Annotated in this window: 22 protein-coding genes and 3 pseudogenes; 4 read left to right on the top strand and 21 right to left on the bottom strand. The window is 33.9% G+C overall.

All coding sequences use genetic code 11. The features are described 5' to 3' along the window. Positions 1 to 4: 4 nt before the first annotated feature. From AUF14_RS03980 to AUF14_RS03955, 6 genes are all read right to left on the bottom strand, one after another. The gene (locus tag AUF14_RS03980; protein ID WP_016182056.1) at positions 5 to 1,378 is read right to left on the bottom strand and encodes a PTS galactitol transporter subunit IIC; all 1,374 of its coding nucleotides are present in this window, start codon (positions 1,376 to 1,378) and stop codon (positions 5 to 7) included. Positions 1,379 to 1,389: 11 nt separating this feature from the next. Next, the gene (locus AUF14_RS03975) at positions 1,390 to 1,668 is read right to left on the bottom strand and encodes a PTS sugar transporter subunit IIB (protein WP_028021250.1); all 279 of its coding nucleotides are present in this window, start codon (positions 1,666 to 1,668) and stop codon (positions 1,390 to 1,392) included. Positions 1,669 to 1,684: 16 nt separating this feature from the next. Continuing rightward, complete coding sequence (locus AUF14_RS03970; protein WP_016182054.1) at positions 1,685 to 2,143, bottom strand: PTS sugar transporter subunit IIA; 459 nt, start codon at positions 2,141 to 2,143, stop codon at positions 1,685 to 1,687. Positions 2,144 to 2,169: 26 nt separating this feature from the next. After that, on the bottom strand, positions 2,170 to 2,565 hold the full coding sequence (locus tag AUF14_RS03965; RefSeq protein WP_071875980.1) for a PTS sugar transporter subunit IIA: 396 nt from the start codon (positions 2,563 to 2,565) through the stop codon (positions 2,170 to 2,172). 147 nt (positions 2,566 to 2,712) lie between these two features. Beyond that, positions 2,713 to 4,158: an IS1182-like element ISEfa7 family transposase gene (locus tag AUF14_RS03960; protein ID WP_028021249.1), complete on the bottom strand. Its 1,446-nt coding sequence runs from the start codon at positions 4,156 to 4,158 to the stop codon at positions 2,713 to 2,715. 87 nt (positions 4,159 to 4,245) lie between these two features. Continuing rightward, positions 4,246 to 6,267 (bottom strand): BglG family transcription antiterminator, encoded by a 2,022-nt coding sequence (locus AUF14_RS03955; protein ID WP_016182052.1) that lies wholly within the window; start codon positions 6,265 to 6,267, stop codon positions 4,246 to 4,248. 51 nt (positions 6,268 to 6,318) lie between these two features. Between AUF14_RS03955 and AUF14_RS03950 the strand changes: the two are divergent. Continuing rightward, positions 6,319 to 6,465: pseudogene (locus AUF14_RS03950) on the top strand (ISL3 family transposase); the annotation flags it as partial. A 1,252-nt stretch (positions 6,466 to 7,717) separates the two neighbouring features. After that, entirely contained in the window at positions 7,718 to 9,124 is a 1,407-nt protein-coding gene (locus tag AUF14_RS03940; protein WP_102865882.1) for an IS5 family transposase, read from the top strand. Positions 9,125 to 9,152: 28 nt separating this feature from the next. Here AUF14_RS03940 and AUF14_RS22760 read toward each other — a convergent pair whose 3' ends face one another. The 3 genes from AUF14_RS22760 to AUF14_RS03930 form a co-directional block, all read right to left on the bottom strand. Beyond that, positions 9,153 to 9,395, bottom strand: a complete 243-nt coding sequence (locus tag AUF14_RS22760) for a hypothetical protein (RefSeq protein WP_229078945.1) — start codon at positions 9,393 to 9,395, stop codon at positions 9,153 to 9,155. Continuing rightward, positions 9,329 to 9,865 (bottom strand): helix-turn-helix domain-containing protein, encoded by a 537-nt coding sequence (locus tag AUF14_RS03935; RefSeq protein ID WP_227656327.1) that lies wholly within the window; start codon positions 9,863 to 9,865, stop codon positions 9,329 to 9,331. The genes AUF14_RS22760 and AUF14_RS03935 overlap by 67 nt, the downstream gene beginning before the upstream one ends. Before the next feature lie 587 nt (positions 9,866 to 10,452). Then, entirely contained in the window at positions 10,453 to 10,593 is a 141-nt protein-coding gene (locus AUF14_RS03930) for a hypothetical protein (protein ID WP_174906124.1), read from the bottom strand. Between the two features lie 73 nt (positions 10,594 to 10,666). On the opposite strand from AUF14_RS03930, the gene AUF14_RS03925 reads away from it, so the two are divergent. Beyond that, a protein-coding gene (locus tag AUF14_RS03925; RefSeq protein WP_102865879.1) for an IS3-like element ISEfa8 family transposase occupies positions 10,667 to 11,829 on the top strand; the annotation gives its coding sequence in 2 pieces (ribosomal slippage) (positions 10,667 to 10,943 and positions 10,943 to 11,829; 1,164 coding nt in all). A gap of 149 nt (positions 11,830 to 11,978) precedes the next feature. Here the strand turns inward: AUF14_RS03925 and bsh are convergent. Further along, positions 11,979 to 12,953, bottom strand: coding sequence for a choloylglycine hydrolase (gene bsh / locus AUF14_RS03915; RefSeq protein WP_002287105.1), 975 nt, complete (start codon positions 12,951 to 12,953; stop codon positions 11,979 to 11,981). A gap of 162 nt (positions 12,954 to 13,115) precedes the next feature. Between bsh and AUF14_RS03910 the strand changes: the two genes are divergently transcribed. After that, positions 13,116 to 13,373, top strand: coding sequence for a hypothetical protein (locus AUF14_RS03910; RefSeq protein WP_002295273.1), 258 nt, complete (start codon positions 13,116 to 13,118; stop codon positions 13,371 to 13,373). A gap of 231 nt (positions 13,374 to 13,604) precedes the next feature. Here AUF14_RS03910 and AUF14_RS03905 read toward each other — a convergent pair whose 3' ends face one another. The 11 genes and pseudogenes from AUF14_RS03905 to AUF14_RS03850 form a co-directional block, all read right to left on the bottom strand. Beyond that, on the bottom strand, positions 13,605 to 14,036 hold the full coding sequence (locus AUF14_RS03905; protein ID WP_002308843.1) for a DUF4231 domain-containing protein: 432 nt from the start codon (positions 14,034 to 14,036) through the stop codon (positions 13,605 to 13,607). Between the two features lie 314 nt (positions 14,037 to 14,350). Beyond that, positions 14,351 to 15,513 (bottom strand): IS3 family transposase gene (locus tag AUF14_RS03900; protein WP_102865881.1). Its coding sequence is split into 2 segments (ribosomal slippage): positions 14,351 to 15,237 and positions 15,237 to 15,513, totalling 1,164 coding nucleotides; the frame shifts between segments, so codons are not numbered across the junction. A 74-nt stretch (positions 15,514 to 15,587) separates the two neighbouring features. Then, positions 15,588 to 15,884 (bottom strand): annotated as a pseudogene (locus AUF14_RS03895) (transposase); the annotation flags it as partial. 273 nt (positions 15,885 to 16,157) lie between these two features. Beyond that, entirely contained in the window at positions 16,158 to 16,418 is a 261-nt protein-coding gene (locus AUF14_RS03890; protein ID WP_002313174.1) for a hypothetical protein, read from the bottom strand. Positions 16,419 to 17,445: 1,027 nt separating this feature from the next. Further along, positions 17,446 to 17,523, bottom strand: a pseudogene (locus AUF14_RS03880) (IS200/IS605 family transposase); the annotation flags it as partial. A 190-nt stretch (positions 17,524 to 17,713) separates the two neighbouring features. Continuing rightward, positions 17,714 to 19,171 (bottom strand): manganese-dependent arylsulfatase, encoded by a 1,458-nt coding sequence (locus AUF14_RS03875; protein ID WP_010818874.1) that lies wholly within the window; start codon positions 19,169 to 19,171, stop codon positions 17,714 to 17,716. Between the two features lie 318 nt (positions 19,172 to 19,489). Beyond that, entirely contained in the window at positions 19,490 to 20,308 is an 819-nt protein-coding gene (locus AUF14_RS03870; RefSeq protein WP_014748785.1) for a PTS system mannose/fructose/sorbose family transporter subunit IID, read from the bottom strand. Further along, a complete protein-coding gene (locus AUF14_RS03865; RefSeq protein WP_002364110.1) occupies positions 20,292 to 21,104 on the bottom strand; it encodes a PTS mannose/fructose/sorbose/N-acetylgalactosamine transporter subunit IIC in 813 nt (270 codons plus the stop codon). Before AUF14_RS03865 ends, AUF14_RS03870 begins: the two co-directional genes overlap by 17 nt. Before the next feature lie 21 nt (positions 21,105 to 21,125). Continuing rightward, positions 21,126 to 21,701, bottom strand: a complete 576-nt coding sequence (locus AUF14_RS22455; RefSeq protein ID WP_028020862.1) for a hypothetical protein — start codon at positions 21,699 to 21,701, stop codon at positions 21,126 to 21,128. Beyond that, on the bottom strand, positions 21,694 to 22,101 hold the full coding sequence (locus AUF14_RS03855) for a PTS sugar transporter subunit IIA (RefSeq protein ID WP_002364112.1): 408 nt from the start codon (positions 22,099 to 22,101) through the stop codon (positions 21,694 to 21,696). The genes AUF14_RS22455 and AUF14_RS03855 overlap by 8 nt, the downstream gene beginning before the upstream one ends. 22 nt (positions 22,102 to 22,123) lie before the next feature. Continuing rightward, entirely contained in the window at positions 22,124 to 22,603 is a 480-nt protein-coding gene (locus AUF14_RS03850) for a PTS system mannose/fructose/N-acetylgalactosamine-transporter subunit IIB (RefSeq protein WP_002364114.1), read from the bottom strand. Between the last annotated feature and the right edge of the window lies 1 nt (position 22,604).

Raw genomic sequence — 22,604 nt, 5'->3', positions numbered from 1 at the left:
TTCTTTATACTTTTTCTGTCGCACTCGTTTCTTCTGCGCTTCGTTTATTTTCGATCATCTTTCCGCCGAATATTACCACTAGAATGACTGCCACCAACAGGATCGGTCCAACCGTTGGAATCTGTGCGATCATTGTTGGGAACCAGATACCAAAATTCCCCAACGCCATGGTCGTTGCTTGCTGCCCTTCCTGAACGAAGCTCAAACCGGCACTATCTGCTAATTGTGTAAACAGTGGCGCCGCCCAGCTAGAAATCCACAAAACGATTGGAATAAAGATCACACTTGATACGATTGTTCTTAAACGATTTCCTCGGTGGATAATTGTAGCAAAACAAACGTAGAACGCTGCGAAAGGTACCTCGCCTAGTGGAAGTGTCGTATTTCCTGGTAAAATTGCTGCAAAAATCATAAATACAGGAATCATTAACATACCAACACTGATAGTAACAGGATGTCCAATAGTAACAGCAGAATCTAAGCCGATATATAACTCACGATCCTTGAATTTAGTAGCAAAGAATTTCTTCGCCTGATTTGAAATTGGGATCAATCCATTCACAATCAATTTGACCATATTAGGGAATAGAACCATGATTCCGGCAGTTTTCATTGTTACTTCAAGAATGCCAGGAACATCATATTGAGCAATGATTCCAAAGACTGCCCCCAGAATTAATCCCAAGAACAACGGATCGCCAAAAATCGTCCCAATAACATTCGCAATCCCTTTTTCATTTTTGATTTCATTTTCGTCTTTGTGATCAAACAATGGTATAAAGTCGTAAATTTTGTCTAATACAATGAACAAAGGCGCACTCATTGCAGCAAAACCATGAGGAATCGAAATGGCTTCGATACCAATAATTTTTTGGGTTTTCTTCGCTGTGATATCTGCGATCTTCAATCCTAATACTGCATGAGTCACACCGGCTAAAATCGCAACGATGAAGCTACCTGTTAACAGATTGACAAACCCGGCTGTAATTGCAAAATACCAAAAGTTATAGATGTCTACATTCACTGTATTCGTTAATTTGAAAAAGACCATCACAATATTCAGAACTAAGATCACCACGATCAGTACTGCGCCTAAGGAAGAACCAAAACCAACGGCTGCTGCAGGTCCGCCCCCTACATCAATTGCAGTCAAATTCAAATTCAAGCGTTCCACCATGATTTGAATGACTGGAGATAAAGATTCTGCTGTCAAGGTACTAACAATCGATACACCAATGAGTCCGATACCAACTGTAGCTCCCGCCTTTAGTGCTTTTAAAAAGCCCAGCCCAAAAATCAACCCAATAATAAACATTAAAATTGGAACAAAAACATAGCTGCCAAGATCAACAATGTATTGAATGATATCTACTAGCATAATTAACCTCCTTATTTTAAGATTCCTACAATTTGTTCAATGACTGTTTCTTCATTAATCCCTGTTAAAAAGGCACTCCCATGGACCACAGGTGTTGTATAGTCTGAATTGATCTTCATTGTTGTGATGAATATATCTGCCTTGTCATCGTATCCTTCCAATTCATTTAGTGTTGTTTGAATGATATTGGCCCGAATATTATTCTCACTCAATACCTCTTCGATCTTATCCCTTACCATTGAAGATGTAGCTAAACCCGCTCCGCACGCAATAACGACTGTTTTTTCCATTGTTTTCCCTCCTTATTTATAAAAAACTATTCAATAGCTGTGCTATCTCTTCTTCGCTCTCTTTTTCTTTCAACAAAAGAATGAATTCTTCCTTACTTAACATTTTCATGATTGTCTGCAGCATCTTCAGTTGCTTATCCGACTCGGAAATCGCAAGTAGCATGACGATTTCAACGTCGATCTCTGTATCACAATCTTCCATAGAATGAAAAATGACAGGTCTATCAAGAACTCCAACGGCTACTCCATTTCCAAAAACTTTGGAGCTTCTGGCATGAGGAATAGCAACGGCCCCGCTTTTGACTGCTATTCCAGTGGGAAATACTTTCTCTCTCGAAAGTACATCCTTTTTGTAATCTCCTCCTACTAATCCACTTTTTTCCAATAATTCTGCTAGACGATTAATCGCCTCTTTTTGATCTGCTACGCGCAGATCAGAATAAATCAGATCTGGTAAAAATTCAAAGTCATTCATTTGCTTCCTCCTTCCTCAAACGATTACTAGAATTCGTGTATTACTTTTTCTATTTCTTCCTTTTTTTTTGCCGACAATATGTCGACAACATTCTGATAAACGTTTAGCTTTTCAACTAAATGCTGAAGCACCTTCAAATGAGCATTTGAATCCTCCGCAGTCATTCCTACGATCAGTTTGACGGGCAAGTTATCTTCAACAGCTGTGAACGCTTTATTCAGTTTCACAATTACTAATGCATTTGAATACTTTTTATCTGGCTTTCCGTGAAACAAGATGACATTAGGCAGTAAATAATAAGGTCCGAATTGTTCTAGGCTTTCGTTAATTTCATCTTTGTAGTTACTTCGTTCCTGTTCATTTTTTATTAGCTGGTCAGCCACGAAACTGGTCAATTGCTTCCAGCCATTCACTTCCTCCAATATTTGTACAATTAGGCTATAAGGTAAGATATTCCTCCCCTCCTTCGTTGTTTTTACATTTCTTACCTGTACTTACAATATAGTGAAAACGCTAGCAAAAAAGAAGTCCAAGATGGTGCACAAAGAGTGTGCACCATCTTGGACTTCTCAGACTGTAGACAAAAGCTGTTCCAAACTCGTAACTCGAGCTTGGAACAGCTTTTTATCTACTTCGTTTCGAAATTTTGAACAAAAAAATAAAGGCTCCTTGCCTTTCCATAGCCAGGTGGCTAATTTCTTTAAATTCATTGCAGCAAACACTAGCATCGTATGCGTCGCGACTTTTTCCAAGCCTCGATACTTGGTCCAACGCATCCCATGCTTTTCTTTTGCATCTGCAAATATTCGTTCAATCGTTTGTTTCCGTTTTTTGTAAATTGATTTATTCAGATCCGTTAGGCGAAGATGTTCCACTTCATCCATCAGATCTCCCCAAACATGTCTCGTGATGACTCGTTGATGATTTTTACTTTTGGTACATTGGTTTAGCAGAGGACAGTTCACACATTCTTTTGGATTGGATTTGTATTCTCGGTACCCTTCTCGAGTAACCGTTGAAAAAGCGAGCATTTGATCCTGCGGACAAATGTAACAATCATAATACTCGTCATAGAGAAACTCGTTTTTTGATAATAGCCCTTTTTTCCCTTTGGGCCTTGAATAAGGCAAACAAGGTCGAAGATTCAAATGAGTCAAAAAGTGAACAAACTTAGGTTTCTTGTACCCAGCATCAGCGACAACACAGTTGATTTCAGGAAAAAGTCTCTTCGATTGTTTGACGAGCTGAAAGGCGACTTGACTGTCATGAATATTTCCAGGAGTGATGATTGTGCTAAGAATAAATCCGTTGTCGTCACATGAAGTATGGGCAGAATAAGCAAATTGTTTTTCTCGTTCGCCTTTGACGTAGTAGCCGCTTTCCGGATCAGCCTTACTTATTTTTCTTTCTTTCAGCTTCACTTCCTTTTCTAAGTCCAAAGTAAAAGGGCGTTTTCCGGCCTCTATTCGTTGACGATTGATCTCATCTTCTAATTCATCCTGATAGGCTTTCGCTTCATCGTGGGTCATTTCCTTCGTAAACTTATGTTTATTGGCGTTAGCTTTGATGTGGGTAGAATCAAGATACAAATTATCCTCTGTTACAAAACCTGCTTTAACTGCTTGTTCTAAAATATAGGCAAAAATATCCTCAAACACCGTCGTTTCTCTAAATCGGCGGACATAATTCTTTCCAAAAGTTGAGAAATGGGGGATTTTCTCCTCGAAGGAATAGCCTAAAAACCAGCGGTAAGCGACATTGGTATCGACTTCCTTAATGGTTTGCCGCATGGAACGGATACCGAATAAATACTGAATAAACACCAATTTGATCAGAATCACTGGATCGATACTTGGGCGACCTAAATCGGAGTAAGTGGCTTCGACGATTGGATAAATAAATTCAAAATCAAGCGCGGCATCAATCTTTCGAACGAGATGATCTTGAGGAACCAGATCATCAATCGTGAGCATCGCAAATTGATTTCTACCGTTCGTATTGTTTTTAGACATCATAACTATCACTCCTTGCATTCGTTTTCATAAATCTATTATAAAAGAAAAGACTGTAGACATCATCCATAAAACGGACTTCTCTAAAAACTAGAACATTCCTTTAGCTAATTCATAGCATTCTGTTACATTTTTTGTTTGAATGATGCTTTTAACAGCATCGGAATTTTTCGCGAATTTCAAAATATCATTCAGGTAATTGAGATGCTCATACTCATTAGGCGACGCGACAACAAATAGAACGTTGATCTCATTTTCCTCATCAAAATAAATGCCTTCTGGACACACCAGCATAGATATCCCTAATCGATTGACACCATTCTCTGGTTTCGCATGGGCCAACGCGACATTTTTCCCTAATACAATATACGGTCCGTATACATCCACTAGGCGGATCATCTCTTCCACGTATTCCTGATCAATCGTTTTGGTCGCTCTTAGCGGTTCTGCTGCCATCGCTACCGCTTCACGCCAACCTAAAGGAGTTGCGGCGATTTGAATATTATGCTGGCCAATTAGTTCCGTTAAAGAATAACGGTATTCATGTTCAACTTTAATGATTGGATTAGAATGATTGACAAAATCAATGATTTCTTTCGTGATAATCGGCATTTTTTCCGATTCCACATATCGAGCAATAATATCAAACAAACCATTGATTTGCTGATCATCCGCATGGTAGCGACTTTGACTCAAAAAAAGAACGGTGGCAATTTTTTCTTTGTCTTCTTTTGTCAAAATCGGATTTACTTTGATAAAAGGAAACTCTGTGTCCAGATCAATGGTCGAGATAATGAAATCAAATTCCGATTCTTTATCCGCTATATCACTGATAGCAGAAGCGCCAACGACCTTGATCTCTGGAGATAGCTTTGTCACTTCCACCTGTAACAAATTTGAAGTTGATTGACCGCTTGGACAAACGATCAGAACTCGTTTGCTAGAGCTCTTTTCAAAAGGATCTCTTAAATGACTCCCTAAATGCAACGTGATATTTGCGATCTCACTTTCAAATATGGGAACAAGAAAATCATTTTTTAAGGATTCACAGACGATTTTTGTTGCGGAGTAAATGCTTGAGTAATTCGTCTTAATCTCTTCCAACAATGGATTCACTGCTTGTATGGATAATTCATGATAATGGAGGGATAAACTCAAATGTAGATAAATTTCGTTGACTAACGTATCTTTATCAAATAGCGTATTATTGGTGACGACTTCAAATTTCTCAACGATCTTTTCTGATAATTTTAATAGCTCAACATTCTTTTCTCTGTCGATTTTGAATTCGGTCGCCGATCGGGTCCCCAACAGATGCACAGTCAAGTAGAAGCGGTCATGGATCGAGAACTCCGTAAAATGTTCATCTACTTTAGCTAATTCTATCGTATCCTGAATAAAATGTAGTTCCTTAATACTGAACTCATAACGTTCATCACCGCGCCTGATGACAGAAAGAAGCGCCGCTAAAGCCAGTAGGGATTCCTCATTGTAACTACTATCTAATTCATTTGATATGATTTTTAACTTATTAAAATTTTCATTTACATCGTTGATATTCAGAAAAGTAAGCAAACGAATATCGACAAACTTTAATAGACGTTCAATGAAAAATAGGAATACCTCTCTCTTATTGATCAATTTTCCTTCGATCTGATAGCCCATTTTAGGAGAATAGCCAATCGTTAATTGATAGTTTTCCAATTCTATTTTCGTTTTCTTAATATCTGAAATGATTGTATTTCGTGAAACCTGACACATTTTTTCAATTGATTCAATCAAAATTTTTTTCTCTGGAAACATTAAGTAACAGGCAATCAAAATCACTCGCTGTTCAGGACAAAGAACCAACTCTGTTTGACTGGACCTCAGCGTGTTCTTTAAGATTCTCTTTTCCTCTGGATCTAAAAACAGTCCTTTTTGCTCCCGAATCGAAAAATCAGAAAATCCTATTTTCTGAAAATATTCGTAGATCACTTTCAAGTTATTATATACAGATCGTTTGGAGAGATGCGTACTATCTTGAATATCGCTAATCATTAGAGGCTCTTCGTTATCTAGTAGCATAGTGACGATTCTTACTTGGCTATCATTTAATACGAATTTTTCCACTTCTAGAAACTCCTTTCATTTTCTGTTTCAATAGATTAAATAATCTACAGATCCTATACGACACGCACTCAGGTGTTGAAATTCAAAGAAAAGCTGACTACTATTTTAGAATTAAAATGCAGTGGTTTTCTCTGCCATGATTGCGGACAAACATTTTCTGCGAAATCGGACTTAGTTGATGAACACCATCAACTAACATTGAAAGTATTTTAATAAATGAAAAATTTTGCTATAATTTTTCTCAAATAAAAATACAATTTGAGGTGACTACATTATGCGATATTTTATTTGTGACAAAAAAGCCAATTATAAAGGACAGCATTTAGTGCACACCTTGTTTTGTCCTTCTCTCCCTCATGAAAACCGCAGACAAATTGTAGGGAGATTTGATAACTGTAAACAAGCTATTGAATATTTGTACAGTCTTAACAAAGATACTGGTTTTAAATTTATTGGTTGCAAACGATGCAATCAATCATGATCTGAACATATCGATTAAATGTAAGTAAAATTATCGAACATCTTTTTGTTAGATGTTCTTTTTTGTAATTTATTTTACACATCTCTATTCTATCCAACTAAAAACGTTATTTCGAGTATATGATTCATTAATAATCTAAGTTAACTAAATCGCTATTTTTTTATACTATATTAATATCATTTTTTAAAACCTCAGTTGTTGTGGTGGTTATCTAACTTATTTATCACCGCTATTTGCTTATTTCCTATTTTTTATAAGCATCAAGATAAATCACTATTAATTGCAAAATTATAATACACGACATCTGAAATAATGCTACTCAATAGTGTTTTGCCATTTTGTTATGCTTTACAAATACAAAAGATAAAAAAACATCTTTTACAGCGATTTTCTTTACTTTTTGCGAACATCTCGAATTGTATTTATGCCATTTAATATCAGTATTTCTTTGTTTACCTTATCAATTTCTATTTTCCCATCAATTTGAAACTTAGAAAGATTTTTCATATTCTTAATTATCTAAATGGCGGATTTGTATCATCAAATAAGGCCATCTGCTGTTGTTGATATTTCACTCCTGCACTTGATAAAATTTACTTGAAAGTAAGGGTTAAAACATGCCGTTTTACTATTTTAATAACTATGTGGATAATCACTATCGACATGAGTTGCATACGGAAAGCAGTTCATGTCGTAGATAGGTTTAATTTGTTTTGTCTCTATGAAAATCATTCTATGATTTGATACTAACACCTGTTTCTTCTGAATAACTTGAACTGAACATTATTTAGTTCTCTAAACAAAATTAGAGGTATCTAATAAATTCATTTTGTTAACTTAATGTCTGCCGATCATTTCTAAAACCTTAACTTACCAGCAACACCCGCTGATATCTGATAAAATTAATGCAGGCCTTTTTCAGTAATATGCTGAAAACCGTGCACTCTTACCCTTTTTGGAGGTTTTTGAATGTATAAACCGCAAATTCACACCCAACTCGCTTTTGAAGATTTTAATCAACCTATCGGTTTAAAAATGAATCCTGAAAATCGCTGGATCAAAAAAGCAGAACGGATTCCTTGGATAGAGTTGGAGAAAGAGTACGCGAAAAACTTTCGAAATAAAAAAGGGAATGTCGCAAAACCGCTGCGCATGGCATTGGGCGCTTTACTCATCCAAAAAGAGTACAGCTACAGTGATGAAGAAACGGTGTTACAAATTCAAGAAAATCCATATCTTCAATTTTTTATCGGGTTACCTGGTTACCAAGATGAACGACCTTTCGATGCCACATCAATGGTCAATTTTCGTAAGCGATTAGACAAGACAACTTTGATTGAGATCAACGAGAAGATTGTCGCTTACAATGAAAAATCGAACCATGACAGCTCAAATGATAACGATGACTCATCATCTGGTACCTTGATTCTTGACGCAACCTGTTCGCCCCAGAATATCAAGTATCCTACGGATACTGAACTTTTAAATGATGCACGAACACATGCCGAAACAATCATTGACACTCTTTGTGCTGAGAACAATTGGAAGAGGCCTCGGATCTATCGTAAAGTAGCACGTAAAGTTTATTTGAACGTCGTTCGACGCAAGAAGAAAGCAAGGAAATGGTTGCGTGCCCAGCTTCGGAAACTTTTAGGATTCTTGAACCGTGATGCGAAAATTATTCGAAAGTTCCTGACCAAGGGCACTACTCTATCTGAAAAGCATCAAACATGGTGGGAAATAATCCAAAAAATCTATGACCAACAAAAGTACATGTACGATCATCGTACCCATTGCGTCTCTGATCGAATCGTCAGCTTTCACCAGCCATGGGTTCGTCCAATTGTGCGCGGAAAAGTCAAAGCTGCAACTGAATTTGGAGCGAAATATGATATGAGCATCGATGGAGGAATCGCCCGCATCGAACGAACTAGTTTTGATGCATACAATGAATCAGAAGTACTCGTTTCAGCAATCCGGCGATATTACGACCGGCATGGATATTATCCAGAACGCGTATTAGCTGATAAAATTTATCGTAATCGGCAAAACGTTCAATACTGTAAAGCACGAAATATCCGACTTTCTGGACCAGCATTAGGTCGACCAAGAAAGAATGAAAATCGAGATAAATTAACCGAATATCAGGACAACACAGACCGAATTGAGGTAGAGCGTGGCTTCAGCCAATTGAAACGCTGTTTTGGCGCGGCTTTAATTACCACAAAACGTCAAGATACGACTTTATCAAGCACCGTGTTGAGTGTTATCGCAATGAATCTGTCAAAATTGACGGCAGATTTTTTACGCCAATTTTTCAGATGGATATCGAAGATATCTCTCTTAGAACTGAATAATCAATCAATCATCATTTAACCAAAATTTGTTAATTATTCAGTAGGCACTAACTTAGATTTTCTCCAACTTCAATAAGTAGCAAATCTCCTAAAAGATATCCTTTATTCCGTAAGTTTATTAACTCCCCCTCTGGAAAATGATTCATTTCAAGTTTCATTTTAATTCGGTTACTTAAATTAGATAACTGACATAACCTTGAATTGGTTACATCTGATCCCCAAATTAAATTACATAGCTCATTACGTGACACAATCCTTCCGTCTTTTTGATACTGATATAAGTAATACAAAAACTTTTTTTCATTTGGTGAAAGGCTGAAAAAAATCCTTTCGAATTATTTTCATTTTTTGAAAAAAGATTATGATTCCTTTCATTCAAGGAAGAAGCGAGCCTTTCTTGATTGTTCATTAATTTGGCTATTTTTTCAATAACCATAATATCTGGCATCTTGGGATCAATCCAGGCACTGATTTCATTAAGCAAGTAGGAAAAATCCGAATTTTTCAAATCTTCCTTATTTCCTTTTCTTAAAATGAGTAATCCTTCTTTTTGAAAAAAAGAATAGTATTTTGAAATTTCAAAATTGGAAACCGTATCGCTGAAAATGACCATTGAAAAACACTTGACAATTTGCGATAAAAAAATGGTATCATTCATCAAATCATTTGAACAATACACTTCAATGTCTGAACGTTGCAGAACATCCTGCAAACTTTGTTCTGCCAACAAATTTTTTGTCACAATTAATACTCTTGTCATAAATTACACTCCTTATTCTAAAATAACAATAAACAACAAGATTTTATTTATTCAAAGTCATACATGTTTCAAATCAATTCAACGCTATAACTTCGTAATCACATCCAAATATTTTTTTAATTTTCTATTTTGGACTATTTTAAAATTTATCAGTTTTTCTGTATTCAATGTTAATGTAATAAGCATTTCTTCGAATTTTTATCTTAGGCGTAGTCAAGAAATCTGAACGCAAAAAATTCTCTTTCACTATATAATCAGAAGTTATCGTAACACGATTATCTGATTAAGTAAGAGAGTTAGATAGCCTCTAAACTTAACATTTTCTAAAAGTGAAAATGAAATACGTTTTTTGAGAAACAGGTATCCATCATAGAAAGTTGATATACTATATCTTATGGTAATTATTTCCCTTCATTGGTTTTCCCCGTAGCTTCTACAGTTCTTGATTCATTCTAAGTAATGAATCAGTTCCCCTTAGCGACATTCACTCCTGACATGTAAAAGCTGGACGCTTTCTGCCTAGTTAAATTGTAATCTAACTATCAGGTGATACATCGAAATAAACTCCTTTACTTTTCTTCAGGTAGCTAAATTTGCTTCTCATTTTCCTTAGAAACTTTATAATTTTTTGATACAAATTCATACCAAGATTCACTAAACTTATGATCCATAAAAGCTCTTTTTAGTCCTGTTACTTGTTTTAAACGAAGAACCTCCTCTGCTTCCATGAATCGGCTACACTAGACTAGACAGAAAAAATAAGGTGTGTAGAATAATAAAAAACACACTGGAGGATTTTTCATGTCAAGACGTCAACGAAGAACCTATTCAAAAGAATTCAAACAACAAATCGTCGATCTCTATCTCGCTGGTAAGCCTCGCGCAGAAATTATTCGAGAGTATGAGCTTACGCCTTCTTCTTTCGATAAATGGATGAAGCAAGCACAATCAACGGGCTCATTCAAAGAAAGAGACAACTTAACACCAGAACAAGCAGAATTGATCGCACTAAGAAAGAAAAATAAGCAACTCGAAATGGAGAATGATATTTTAAAGCAAGCGGCGCTGATATTCGGACGAAAAGACAAGTAATTGATACCAACAAGCATAAATATTCCATATCAGCGATGTGCAAAATTCTAAATATTTCTCGTCAAACCTACTATTATCAAGCGAAACCGATCGAAAATGAGTCCGACTTAGAAGAGATCGTTCAGGAAGAGTTTATTCGAAACCGAAAGGCTTACGGTACCCGAAAATTGAAGAAGTGTTTAGCAAAGCGTGGGCTTCAACTCAGTCGGCGCCGAATCGGTCGAATCATGAAACGCCGCGGATTGACATCTACCTATACGATCGCTCATTTTAAAGGGCAACGAACAGCTTGTAATGAAGCGAAAACAGCGAATGTATTAGATCGGACCTTTACACAAGAACAGCCATTGGAAGCCATCGTTACGGATCTTACTTATGTTCGCGTGGGGAAAAAGTGGCATTATATCTGCTTAATACTTGATTTGTTTAATCGAGAAATTATTGGTTATTCCTGTGGTGAGAAGAAAGATGCCTCATTGGTAAAAGAAGCCTTTGGACGGATACCGTATTCTTTAACAGACGTCAAGCTTTTTCATACAGACCGTGGAAAGGAATTTGATAACCAAACCATTCATGAGATTCTGAATGGTTTTGGAATTACTCGTTCATTGAGTAGGAAGGGTTGTCCGTATGATAATGCCGTTGCGGAATCAACCTATAAATCTGTCAAAGTAGAATTCGTGCATCAATACCAATTTGAGACACTGGCACAGCTACGTCTAGAATTGTTTGATTATGTGCATTGGTGGAACTATCTACGCTTACATGGCACGTTGGCGTATGAAACACCGATCCAAATTCGACAACAGAGATTGGCGAAGCGAATCCTTGATAATGAGCGCGGATCTGATACCTCTGGAGAGGCAGCGTAATTGAATGATTGTGCTTCTGCCGGAGAAAATCAGATCCGAGGATGCTCATTGTCAAGGGCAATCGGAGCCATAACACCGCAGCATTCACAACACCTTATAATTTTTGTCAAAAAAAGTGTTGCCATTCCAACTCAACCACAACATACTAACTAATTTATATATTTAATTTGTTGTTTTTCTATAATTGGATAACTAATTAACTTATGACTATCTAAGTCTTCTTTATTCATATCAATTGCAGTAATTTGGCTGTCTTCATATGTCCGATAATAATAGATTCCTTTGTCAACATTGCAACAAGAAGAATAAATTGTATATTCATATTTTCCATCACCAACATCACACAAACCTTTTTGTTGTTCTACTGAACCTAAGATATGGAAAAATTGACTAATACTTTCTGACTCTGAATCTCCAGATACAGAATTCAGCTTCGTAAAAGTCGCTTTAACAAAACGAGATACTGAGGATAAATCTCCAGGCAAGCCTATCCCTCCCATACCGCGGCTATAGGCATTCAAACTTATTTGATTTGAAAAATTATTTTTAGGAGTTTCACTCGATAAGACACGATAATTGTTTAAATTAAATAATTGATAGTCAAATGAAGGATTATTGGTAAGAACGCCCACAGGGTTATCATATATATGAAGTCCATCTTTCATACTTTCAATGACAATTGATTTTTCTTTATCAGCTAATAGCCAATGTAAAGGGGATAAAGGAAGTTCATCACTATAATTTATATTTGCTAAATTGATATTTTTTAACAATTTTTTAGCTTCTCCTACTGTTGAGCATTGTCCTAAAATCCAAGGAATAAATTCAAAAGGAGATACATTGTCTTTCCCTTCTTGTATTTCTTTATAATCAGCATACCCAGAAAAATTTAGCCCAGCCATACTCAATCCTTTTTCATTTGTCGCATCGTAATAAAGAGGGTAGTCAGCTATACCAGCGGCAATACCAATCATTGCATAATGAGTATCCAAATCATTTACCTTTCGAAAATTCAACTTATAATTTCTTGGAGTAACAGTGACTACTTCGTTGTAAGATATTTCATAATCAAAATTCCTTCCAAAATAATGATCACTTGTTACATAAGTAATAGACGTACACATAGTTTATTCCTCCTAAATATTGTTCTGTCCACGTTCATTTTACTCCAAAGTTTTCCTCATTTCAAAAGAAAATCACAGAATACACGAAGAAGCGTTTCTATTTGTATAAACTATATCAAAGTTCTATACTTAAATTATCAAATAAAAAGGACGTGAAGATAAATGTCAAATTTAGAAAACAAAGAAGAAAAAGTTGTAAACAAAATTGTTTCTGTTGTCAATAAACTGGATAAAGAGTTAGACGAACTTGATACGTTATCTGAAAATCCAGAAAAAAAACATAACCTAAAAAAATGGTTAGTTGAACGAAAGGCTATTCATGAAATTAAAAAAGTTCTTCATGAAGCTGATAAATATGAAAAATATGATGAAAAAGAACTTGATAAAGAATTTAAAGAAATCAATGACTTATTACTATAATTGATTTATACGACTCATTTTTGAGTCGTCAGACTGCAAACAACACTCTAAATTTAGGAGTTTGTCTACAGTCTGAATAAATTTTAAATTTATTGTCCATAATGTTATTATGAATTTATAGCATTAAGAAAAGAGATAAGACTTTACATTTTTTTAGGAATGTAAAGTCTTATCTCTTTTCTTAATTGTACAATTAGTATTATCTGCACTACTTTCTAATTAAATAAATTTTTAGTTATTAACTTGATTAAAATCAGAGATAATATCAATTAATTCAGTTTGAAGGGTTGTAACGATTAAATGGAAATTTTCTTCATCTGTTTTATTATATGGGGATGTTTTCGTTATATATAACAACTTTTCTTTTTCAATTTTCATTAATAACTCTGTCGAAGTCTGTACTTTATCTTGATAATTAAATGCAGACATCCCACTTTGTATAATTGTAATTATTGCTGAAGCAATTGAAACAATCAATAGTAAAGACCTGTGTTCGGAAGCCTGATCAATTAATATTGGGATACTAGCTGATAAGACTATTTTTATAATATTTCCGATACCAATTACTCTATTATAAAATCGAATTTCTTTTTTTAATCTATCGATTGTAGAATCAATAGATTCGATAAACGCTTTTTGATCCATCATTTTCTCTCCAATCATTTTATTAAAATCATTAACAAAAATATTATAATAGGATTTAAGTAAGTTCTAACTAATCACACATAAAAATAAAAAAACATTTGTATTTTATCAAAGTTTTATTATACTTGTCAATTTGTGTACATCCTAAAATATAAGCTATTTGTTTACTTCTGTAGAATATATACTTTGTTGTTAGATAAGTTGTGGAATGGCAACAGTTTTTTTGACAAATTTTATAAGGTGCAGAACTTCTTTCCGTATGCTATTCCGATTGTCCTTGACAATGAGCCTCCTCGGATGTGACGATCTTCGGCAGGAGCTAACAATTAAAGTTAGACTGCCTCGCTAGCGTTAGCACATCCGAGCTCATTATCAAGGATTCGCTGCGCCAATCTCTGGTTACGGTAACCAACCGGTGTCTCGTAGCCAAGTGTACCGTGCAACCGAAGGTGGTTCCACCAATTGACATAGTCAAATAACTCCAAATCCAATTGTTGTAAGGTTTCAAATGTGTATTGATAGACAAATTCTACTTTCAACGACTTATAAGTTGATTCAGCTACGGCATTATCAAAAGGACAGCCTTTATGACTCACTGATCGATTGATGTCAAAAGTTGTTAATAATTCATCAATAGCTTGGTTATCAAACTCTTTTCCACGATCAGTATAAAAAATCTCAACCTCTGTCAGAGGTTGTTTGATACGGCTAAATGCTTTTTTTACTAGAACGGCATCTTTATGTTCTCCACAAGAATAGCCGAGAATTTCTCGATTGAACAGATCCAAAATGAAACAGACATAATTCCATTTTTTCCCGACTCGTACATAAGTCAAGTCTGTTACGATCGCTTCTAATGGGTTGTCTCTTAAGAATTTACGATTCAATACGTTTGTCGTTTTGGCTTCATTGCAAGTAGAATGATGTACTTTAAAATAAGCAACAGTATAGCTCGATTTTAATCCTCTATTTTTCATGATTCTACTAATTTTTCGTCGGCTGATCTGAATGCCTCGTTTTGATAAGGCTTTTTTTATTTTTCTTGAGCCGTAGGCCTTTCGGCTGAGGATAAATTCTTCAGCGACTACTTCTTCAAGTTCTGATTCGTCTTTCTTTGGTTTTGATTGATAATAATAGGACTGACGTGATAGACCTAATATTCTGCACATCGCTGATATAGGGTAAAGATGCTTATTCGCATCGATTACTTGTCTCTTCGTCCGAATATCAGCGCTGCTTGCTTTAAAATATCATTTTCCATTTCTAATTGCTGGTTTCTTTTACGTAGTTCTAACAATTCTTTTTGTTCAGGCGTAAGATTATCTTTTTCTTTGAATGAACCACTCGTTTTAGATTGCTTTACCCATTTGTCAAATGCTGAAGCCGTTAGTTCATATTCTCGAATGATTTCTACACGTGGCTTTCCAGCTAAGTAAAGATTGACGATTTGTTGCTTGAATTCTTGTGAAAAAGTTCTTCGTGTTCTCTTAGACATAAAAATTCCTCCTGGTATGTTTTCTTCTAGTCTACACACCTTAATTTTTCTGTCTAGTTAATTGTAGCCTATCCATCTGGTTCAAAGGAAGCTTCCCGGTCTCTAGGAACATCAATAGCTACTTCACCAAAACTGGTTTTAAGCGTTTTAGTTCCATAGCCATTTCGACGGTTATCGTGTTCCTTAGGCTCTTTAGAATGGGCATCATAACCTAAATGATTATTCAATTCTCCTTGAAGCATTTTTTCAAAAAGGGGCCCAAACACATCTTTCAAAGCATCTTGCATGTCATCGACAGATTCAGGTTGATAGGCATTCAGAATGGATTCAGCTAACTTTTCGGCATCAGGATTTCTTTTCTTTCTAGCCATCGTGTAATCACCTCTTGATCTTATTGTAGAAAAAGAAAAACCGCGAAGCAACCACCTGCCTAGGATTAATGGTTACTTACACGGTTTACATTACACTCTCATCATTAAAAAAGTATCTTTCGATATTACTAAAAAATGAAATTATCTATTTGAAATTTAAATCTGATAATATATTGAGTGTTCCAATGAGGGCTTTGATCCTATTATCCATATCTTTTTCAGTTTTAATATTGATACACATTATAAGAAAAAGAAACTTTTGGTTAATTTATTTCATCCCAGTGCAAAATATAAAAAAGTAAAATAGACCATAGGCAATAGATTAACAATTAATATAATACAAGCAAATATTCTATTCATTGTATTTCTGCTTTCAAAAAGTTCTAATATTGAAAGTATAATTCCACAAATGCCTATAATAAGTATGGGAATAAGATTAGAAAATAACACCCCGAGCCAATCTGTGAAAATTACTATATTTACTAATATCCCTATTAACATACCTATCATATTTATTAAATCAATTTTTTTCATTAGATATTTCTCCTTTATTAAATCTGAAGTACTTATATTAAAATAATTCTAAACTATTTACCTCAAAAAGTGCAATAAATTATTTCTGAACAATAAAATGATAGTCAAAACAAAAAAATATTGTTAATCGTTCAGAGCCATCCACCATTTTTACAATTAATGTATTCATATAAACTATTTACGATACTATAATAAAAGCATTATAGTTATTTATAAATAATTAAAGCAACTAATAATTCATTCAAATCGCCTTTGTTCGCTAGAGTCTTTAGAATTTCTGTAGTAAAATCGTTCATATGGAAGTCCTCTTTTCTGTGAATGTGTTGTGGTAACTCTATTCTACAGAAGGGACTTCCTTTTTTCTATTTACACAAAATATTTTACACTCTCGTAACGAAACATAATATTAATACTATAGTTTTCTATATTTATACTTCGAAAAGAATTATAATACTAATAAAAACTCAAAATCAACACATTTTTGCCAAAGAATTTATATATATTATGGTACTTAGATTGAACACAATAATCACTAAAATTAAATAATCCATCTATGGAAAAATCATTTATTTAAAGTGGGGTTCTTAATACATTGTTTTTATCGGCATTTTTTAAATCAATAAAAATGATAATTCGAAACAAATCTAAAGAACATGTGATCTTTTTATTTTCTATTTTTTCTTTTAAACGCCACTTAAAAGCAAAAACATGATTGGTTGGATTGGAAAAAATTATATCAATTCTAATTATTCTAAAAAACTAATTTTTAGATACATTTATAAATGATTTATAAATTTAAAAATAAAGAAGTAAATATCTACTCTTGAAAAAAAATTCTTTTTAACCTCTCTAGAAGAGCTAATCACTTGATAGTACTTTAAAAGTTTTTTTAAAGTATCAGTAACAGCTCACACCCTTATCTCTTTTTAATCATTTAATAAATAGCTCATAAAACTGGAAATACTAATTTGGGGTGATACTATCACCAACAGTTACTTACTCTTAATTTTCCATAAATCACTTTTCATCGATACTCCGGGGTAAAGACTATGGGATACTTACAATTCCATCTTGTATGTGCTAAACTTTTATCGTCGTTAGACATAAAAAACTGAATCAGAATGAACTTACTCTGACTCAGATCTGATTTTATCCCAAACAAAGTAGTATGTTTGTTACCATCCGAATATTTGATTTTTTTGAAATAAATAAAGACGCAAAGTTTTGCCTGTATCTGAGTATATTTTGACTCAGTATATCCTATGTTGATTTTTTATTGCATCTTCACTTTTAGTTTATTTTTTACTTTTTAAAGTTGAAACGATATTTGAAATTCCTATTTGAATTAACTGTCCGTTTTTGACAAACCCCTCTTCTCTACCTTTTAAATATCCTACTAATTTATGTTTCATTTCATAAATAATAGATTCGTATTTTTTATCATAATATAGGTTTTTCATCTCATTTGGATCATTTATCATATCAAATAATTGATACGTATTTTTTACGGGAAACCATATAAATTTCCATTTCTCCGTTAATATATATTGACTAGAATCCAGCCCTAAACTATGTTCTCCATGAATTTCTCGCCGCCATCCTTCACAGTTTCCAAAGAGCAACTGTTTAACACTTTTTCCATCTGTATTTACATATTGTCCTAATACTAAATCAACTAATGAAGGAAATATATCCTGTATTTTTACAAGCTCTTTAATTCCATGTTTTTTTGCTGAGATCAGATCACCAGGATCGTAAATAAACGACGGGATACGAATACTCCCTTGGTAAGGATACCCTTTTCTGAATAAGTAATGTTCTCCTAATTGATCTCCATGATCTGAAATGAACCAAATGATTGTATCTTTATCATGTCTAAATTCTTTTAAAGCCATTAAAAAGCGATTGATCTGATGATCTATATGAGAAATAAGGCCATAGTATCCAGCAAGCATTCTTCTTTGATCATCCTCTTTTAATTTTCCTCTTAAGGCACAAACATCTGGAACAACATGTTCTAATTTCTCCCAATTACCAATATGCAAATCTAGAGTGTCTGGTAATCTATCCATATACATATCAAAATAATATTTTGGTGGATTCAGAGGAGCATGAGGTTTCTCAAATGATAATTTTAAGAAAAATGGTACTGTAGGATCTTTCCGCCTTAAAAAGTTTATTCCTTCTGAAACCACCCAATTTGTTGGATGAAATTTTTCAGGATACATCCATGGTCGTGCTTCCCATGAATTACAATTTAACCCATCATCAATCAAATCTGCATCTGAGCCCAATGATTCTTTTAGAAACATTAAGTAATCACTAGAATATTCAAACTGCTCTCCATAAGATTTGTCATATTTTCGATCAACATGAAGATACCCGTCATGCAATAGTACATGATCAAATCCCAACCGTTTTCTTGAAGGATACACATGCATTTTCCCAATACACTCAGTTTGATATCCCTGTTCTTTAAAAACTTCTGGAAGAGTATTTTTAAAATTCCATGGAACCTCATCTTCATAACCCACTCTTCCCGAAGTTTCTTGATCTAATCCTGTTAATAACGCTGCTCTTGCTGGAACACAACTTGGAACAGGCGAATAACAATTCTCAAAATTATATCCTTGACTAGCCATCATATCTAATGTAGGCGTACTAATGATTTTATCTTGGCTATTCAAAGATAACGCATCTGCTCTCATCTGATCTACTACAATTAAAACAACATTGGGTTGATTCTTTTTCATATTAAAAACTCCAATCATTCAAAATATCCAAATAATCTCTCTTGATTTAAGAAATTGATATTTCCTTTTGAAAGAATATATTTTTTGTGATAACAAGAAATATAAATGGATTACCAAACTTTATAGCGTATGATTGATTAGTCACGAATACTTTATACTAAAATAAACCTTGATATCAAAATATCTTTAATTTTTTATCTATATAACTTATTATTCATTAAATCTCTAATATCTTCTTTCCACTCATTTAAAAATATAATATTTAGAAAATTAAACAGGGGACATGCCATAAATTAGTTGATCACGCCCCCACATCTATTACAAAACTGCTAAAATATTTAATGAATACATTAGTATTGACAAAACTAAAAATATCCAAATAACTTTGGTTGAATTGAGAGATTTTTTGCTTAATAACCAATATGCCAATAAAACTAAAACAACAGGTACTATAGCTGGCATAATAGGGTCTAACATTTCTGTTTGGAAAGATAGTTTCTTATCACCAATAACTAACTTGAATGGAACACCAACCTTTACAACACTAGGAACCAAGCCTCCTATTACTACTACGCCAAGTAAAGTTGCTGATTCAGTTAAATCCTTCAACAATCCACCTACACTGGATACCAGTTTTTTACCTTCTCGGAAAGCAATTGGTAACTCAAAATATCTCAAAAATAGTATAATGAGAGATACTAATAACCAAAGTAGTACACCTAATGGATTTCCTTCTAATCCCATATAAGCTGCTAGAGATCCAAAAATTGTTGGAATCACTGCCCCAAATAAAGAATCGCCTACAGCTGCAAAAGGTCCCATCATACTCGTTTTAATTGCTGCAACAGCATCTTTCGATTTGCTTCCATCTTCTACTTGCAATGCTAAATCAATTCCAATAATAAATGCACTTAAAAAAGGACTGGTATTATAGAATTGCATTTCTGATTGCAACACACTTTTTAATTCTTTTTCATCTTTGTATAACTTTTTCAAAGCTGGATATACAGCTCGAACATATGCCACATTCATCATTCGTTCGTAGTTCCAACCTAGTTGAGCTCCAAACATATATCTTAAACTAACTTTTCTCAGATCTTTGCTACTTAATTTGCTAACATTAGATTTCATCATCATCAACCTCTCCGTTAACTACTTCTATATGATTGATAGTATCTAGTTTTGATTCTAATAAACGTTTATCTTGTAATTTTTTATAGTGAATAATAGCAGCTGCCAATCCTGCAAAAGAAATACCCATCATTGGAATATTTAAATAAGCGGCTAAAATATACCCAATAATTAAAAAACCGAAAAAATTCCTAATTGGCAAATAATGTAGTAAAATGGCAATCCCAACAACTGGTAATATAGCTCCTGCCAATTTTAATCCTCCCATTAACCAATCCGGTGCATAATTTAATACTGTATTTACTACTTCATTACCAAAAATTAAACATAAACCTACTGGTATTGCACGAGATAATGCAATAGGAACTAAACTTAACCATGCTTCTAAACTAATCTTATGAAAATTTTCTTCTTCTATATGTTTATCCACACGATGTAAAAAATAAACCCCACAAAAACGAGCTAAAATATCTAATTGAACTAATAATAAGCCTACAGGAACAGAAATACCTATTGCAAATTCAATTCCTTTTCCACTAACAACACCTAATGCTGTACCAATGATTGCCCCTGTGCCAAAATCAGGAATTGATGAGCCACCAAATGTTCCTACACCTAAGACCATCAGTTGTAATGTTGCTCCTACTAATAAGCCTGTATTAATATCTCCCATTATAATTCCTGCTAGAAAACCAGAAATTGCCGGTTTACTTAATTGTAATCCTGACAGATAAGGATCTATACCTCCTAGTATAGCTAAACATATTAAAGAAAATATCTGAAAAAAAGAAATATCATTCATGATCAAACTAACTCCTTTATATTATTTTGAACTTTTCACTGCCCCAATATCTAGTATGCCATCTAACTTAATACCAAAAAAATCAGTTCCTAAATTATAACTATTTTTATCGATAACCTTCTTCCCACTATGAATAGCAGGAGATGATTGTTCCAATTTATATCCATCAAACACTGTATTCTGACTGAATCGATCATATGTCAAATAGTTAAAATTAGGTTTTACGGGACCATTTTCAGGAGAAACAAATATATTCGACTCTTGGCTATTACTGATTTCAATACACGCCTCTATATTTTCTGAATTTTTTATTTGTAAATACTGATCTTCAAAAACCAATCCATTTTCTAATAAAACTTTATCCCCTGGATTTAATTTAAGTTCATTTATTTTATTTAAACTTTTAAAAGGCTCAGATATAGATAATCCTGAATTAGTGTCACTCCCTCTTTGCGAACTAACATAGTAACAATTACCAATGGGGTTACTTTCAGCATGAGCGACTTTTGTTAACATAGATAAACTGATCAAACAGCAAGTTGCAATAAAATATATTTGGATTTTTTTATATTCATAAATTCCTCCACATTCATTCATCTTCTAAATCTATTGGATTTGCTTCCAAATATTCATTTACATGTATAATATTTTCTCTTCCTTTATTTACCAAAGAACTATCTTCTCCTAAAAATTGATTATTAACAAAGCCTATAACCATTGGCATATTCATTCCTGCATATAGTTCTATTTCTTTTCCTTCTAAAATTAATTGAGAAACAACATTGCAAGGAGTGCCTCCCATTAGATCAGCCAGAACTGTAACTTTTTTCAAACCATTAATTGTTTTTTCGAAATTTACTCGAAAATCTTTTGCTGACTCTTCAGGTAATAACCCTACAGTATAAATATCTTTTTGTACTCCCATGATCATATCAACACTTCTCTTTAACTCTTCACAAAATCGTCCATGACTAATTAAAACTAAATGCCCCGCCATCTTTTCACCTCCTCGTATATTATTATTTATTTAACAGAGACATAAAGTCATCTGCTTTGTCACTTGGAACCATTTGCGCAATTAAATGGACACCTTTTTCATTTAATTGATTGAACGTTTCTACATCTTGATCGACAACATTAATTGATTTCGTAATTGATCGAGTCTCAGAAGTTTGTGACATATTTCCAACATTAATCTCTTTTATTGGAACGCCCAATTCTACCAATTTTAATAATCGATCAGGTTTTCGTGCAATAATCAGTAAACGTTGTGAATCATATTTTCCTGCTAAAATGTTTTGCGCCGCTTTTTCAATCGGCAAAATACTTAGTTTCACCCCTGCTGGGGTAGCCAATTTCAATCCGCTTTTTTCAATATCATTTTGAGCCACTTCATCATCCACAACCATAATTCGAGAAATATTCAATTTGGTTGTCCATAAATTGGCTACCTGTCCGTGAATTAAACGTCCATCAATTCTTACTCCAATAATACTCATT

Origin of the sequence: Enterococcus avium, from assembly GCF_002891025.1 — a bacterium.
Taxonomy (GTDB): domain Bacteria; phylum Bacillota; class Bacilli; order Lactobacillales; family Enterococcaceae; genus Enterococcus_A; species Enterococcus_A avium.
This window is presented reverse-complemented; position numbering and strand designations above follow the sequence as displayed.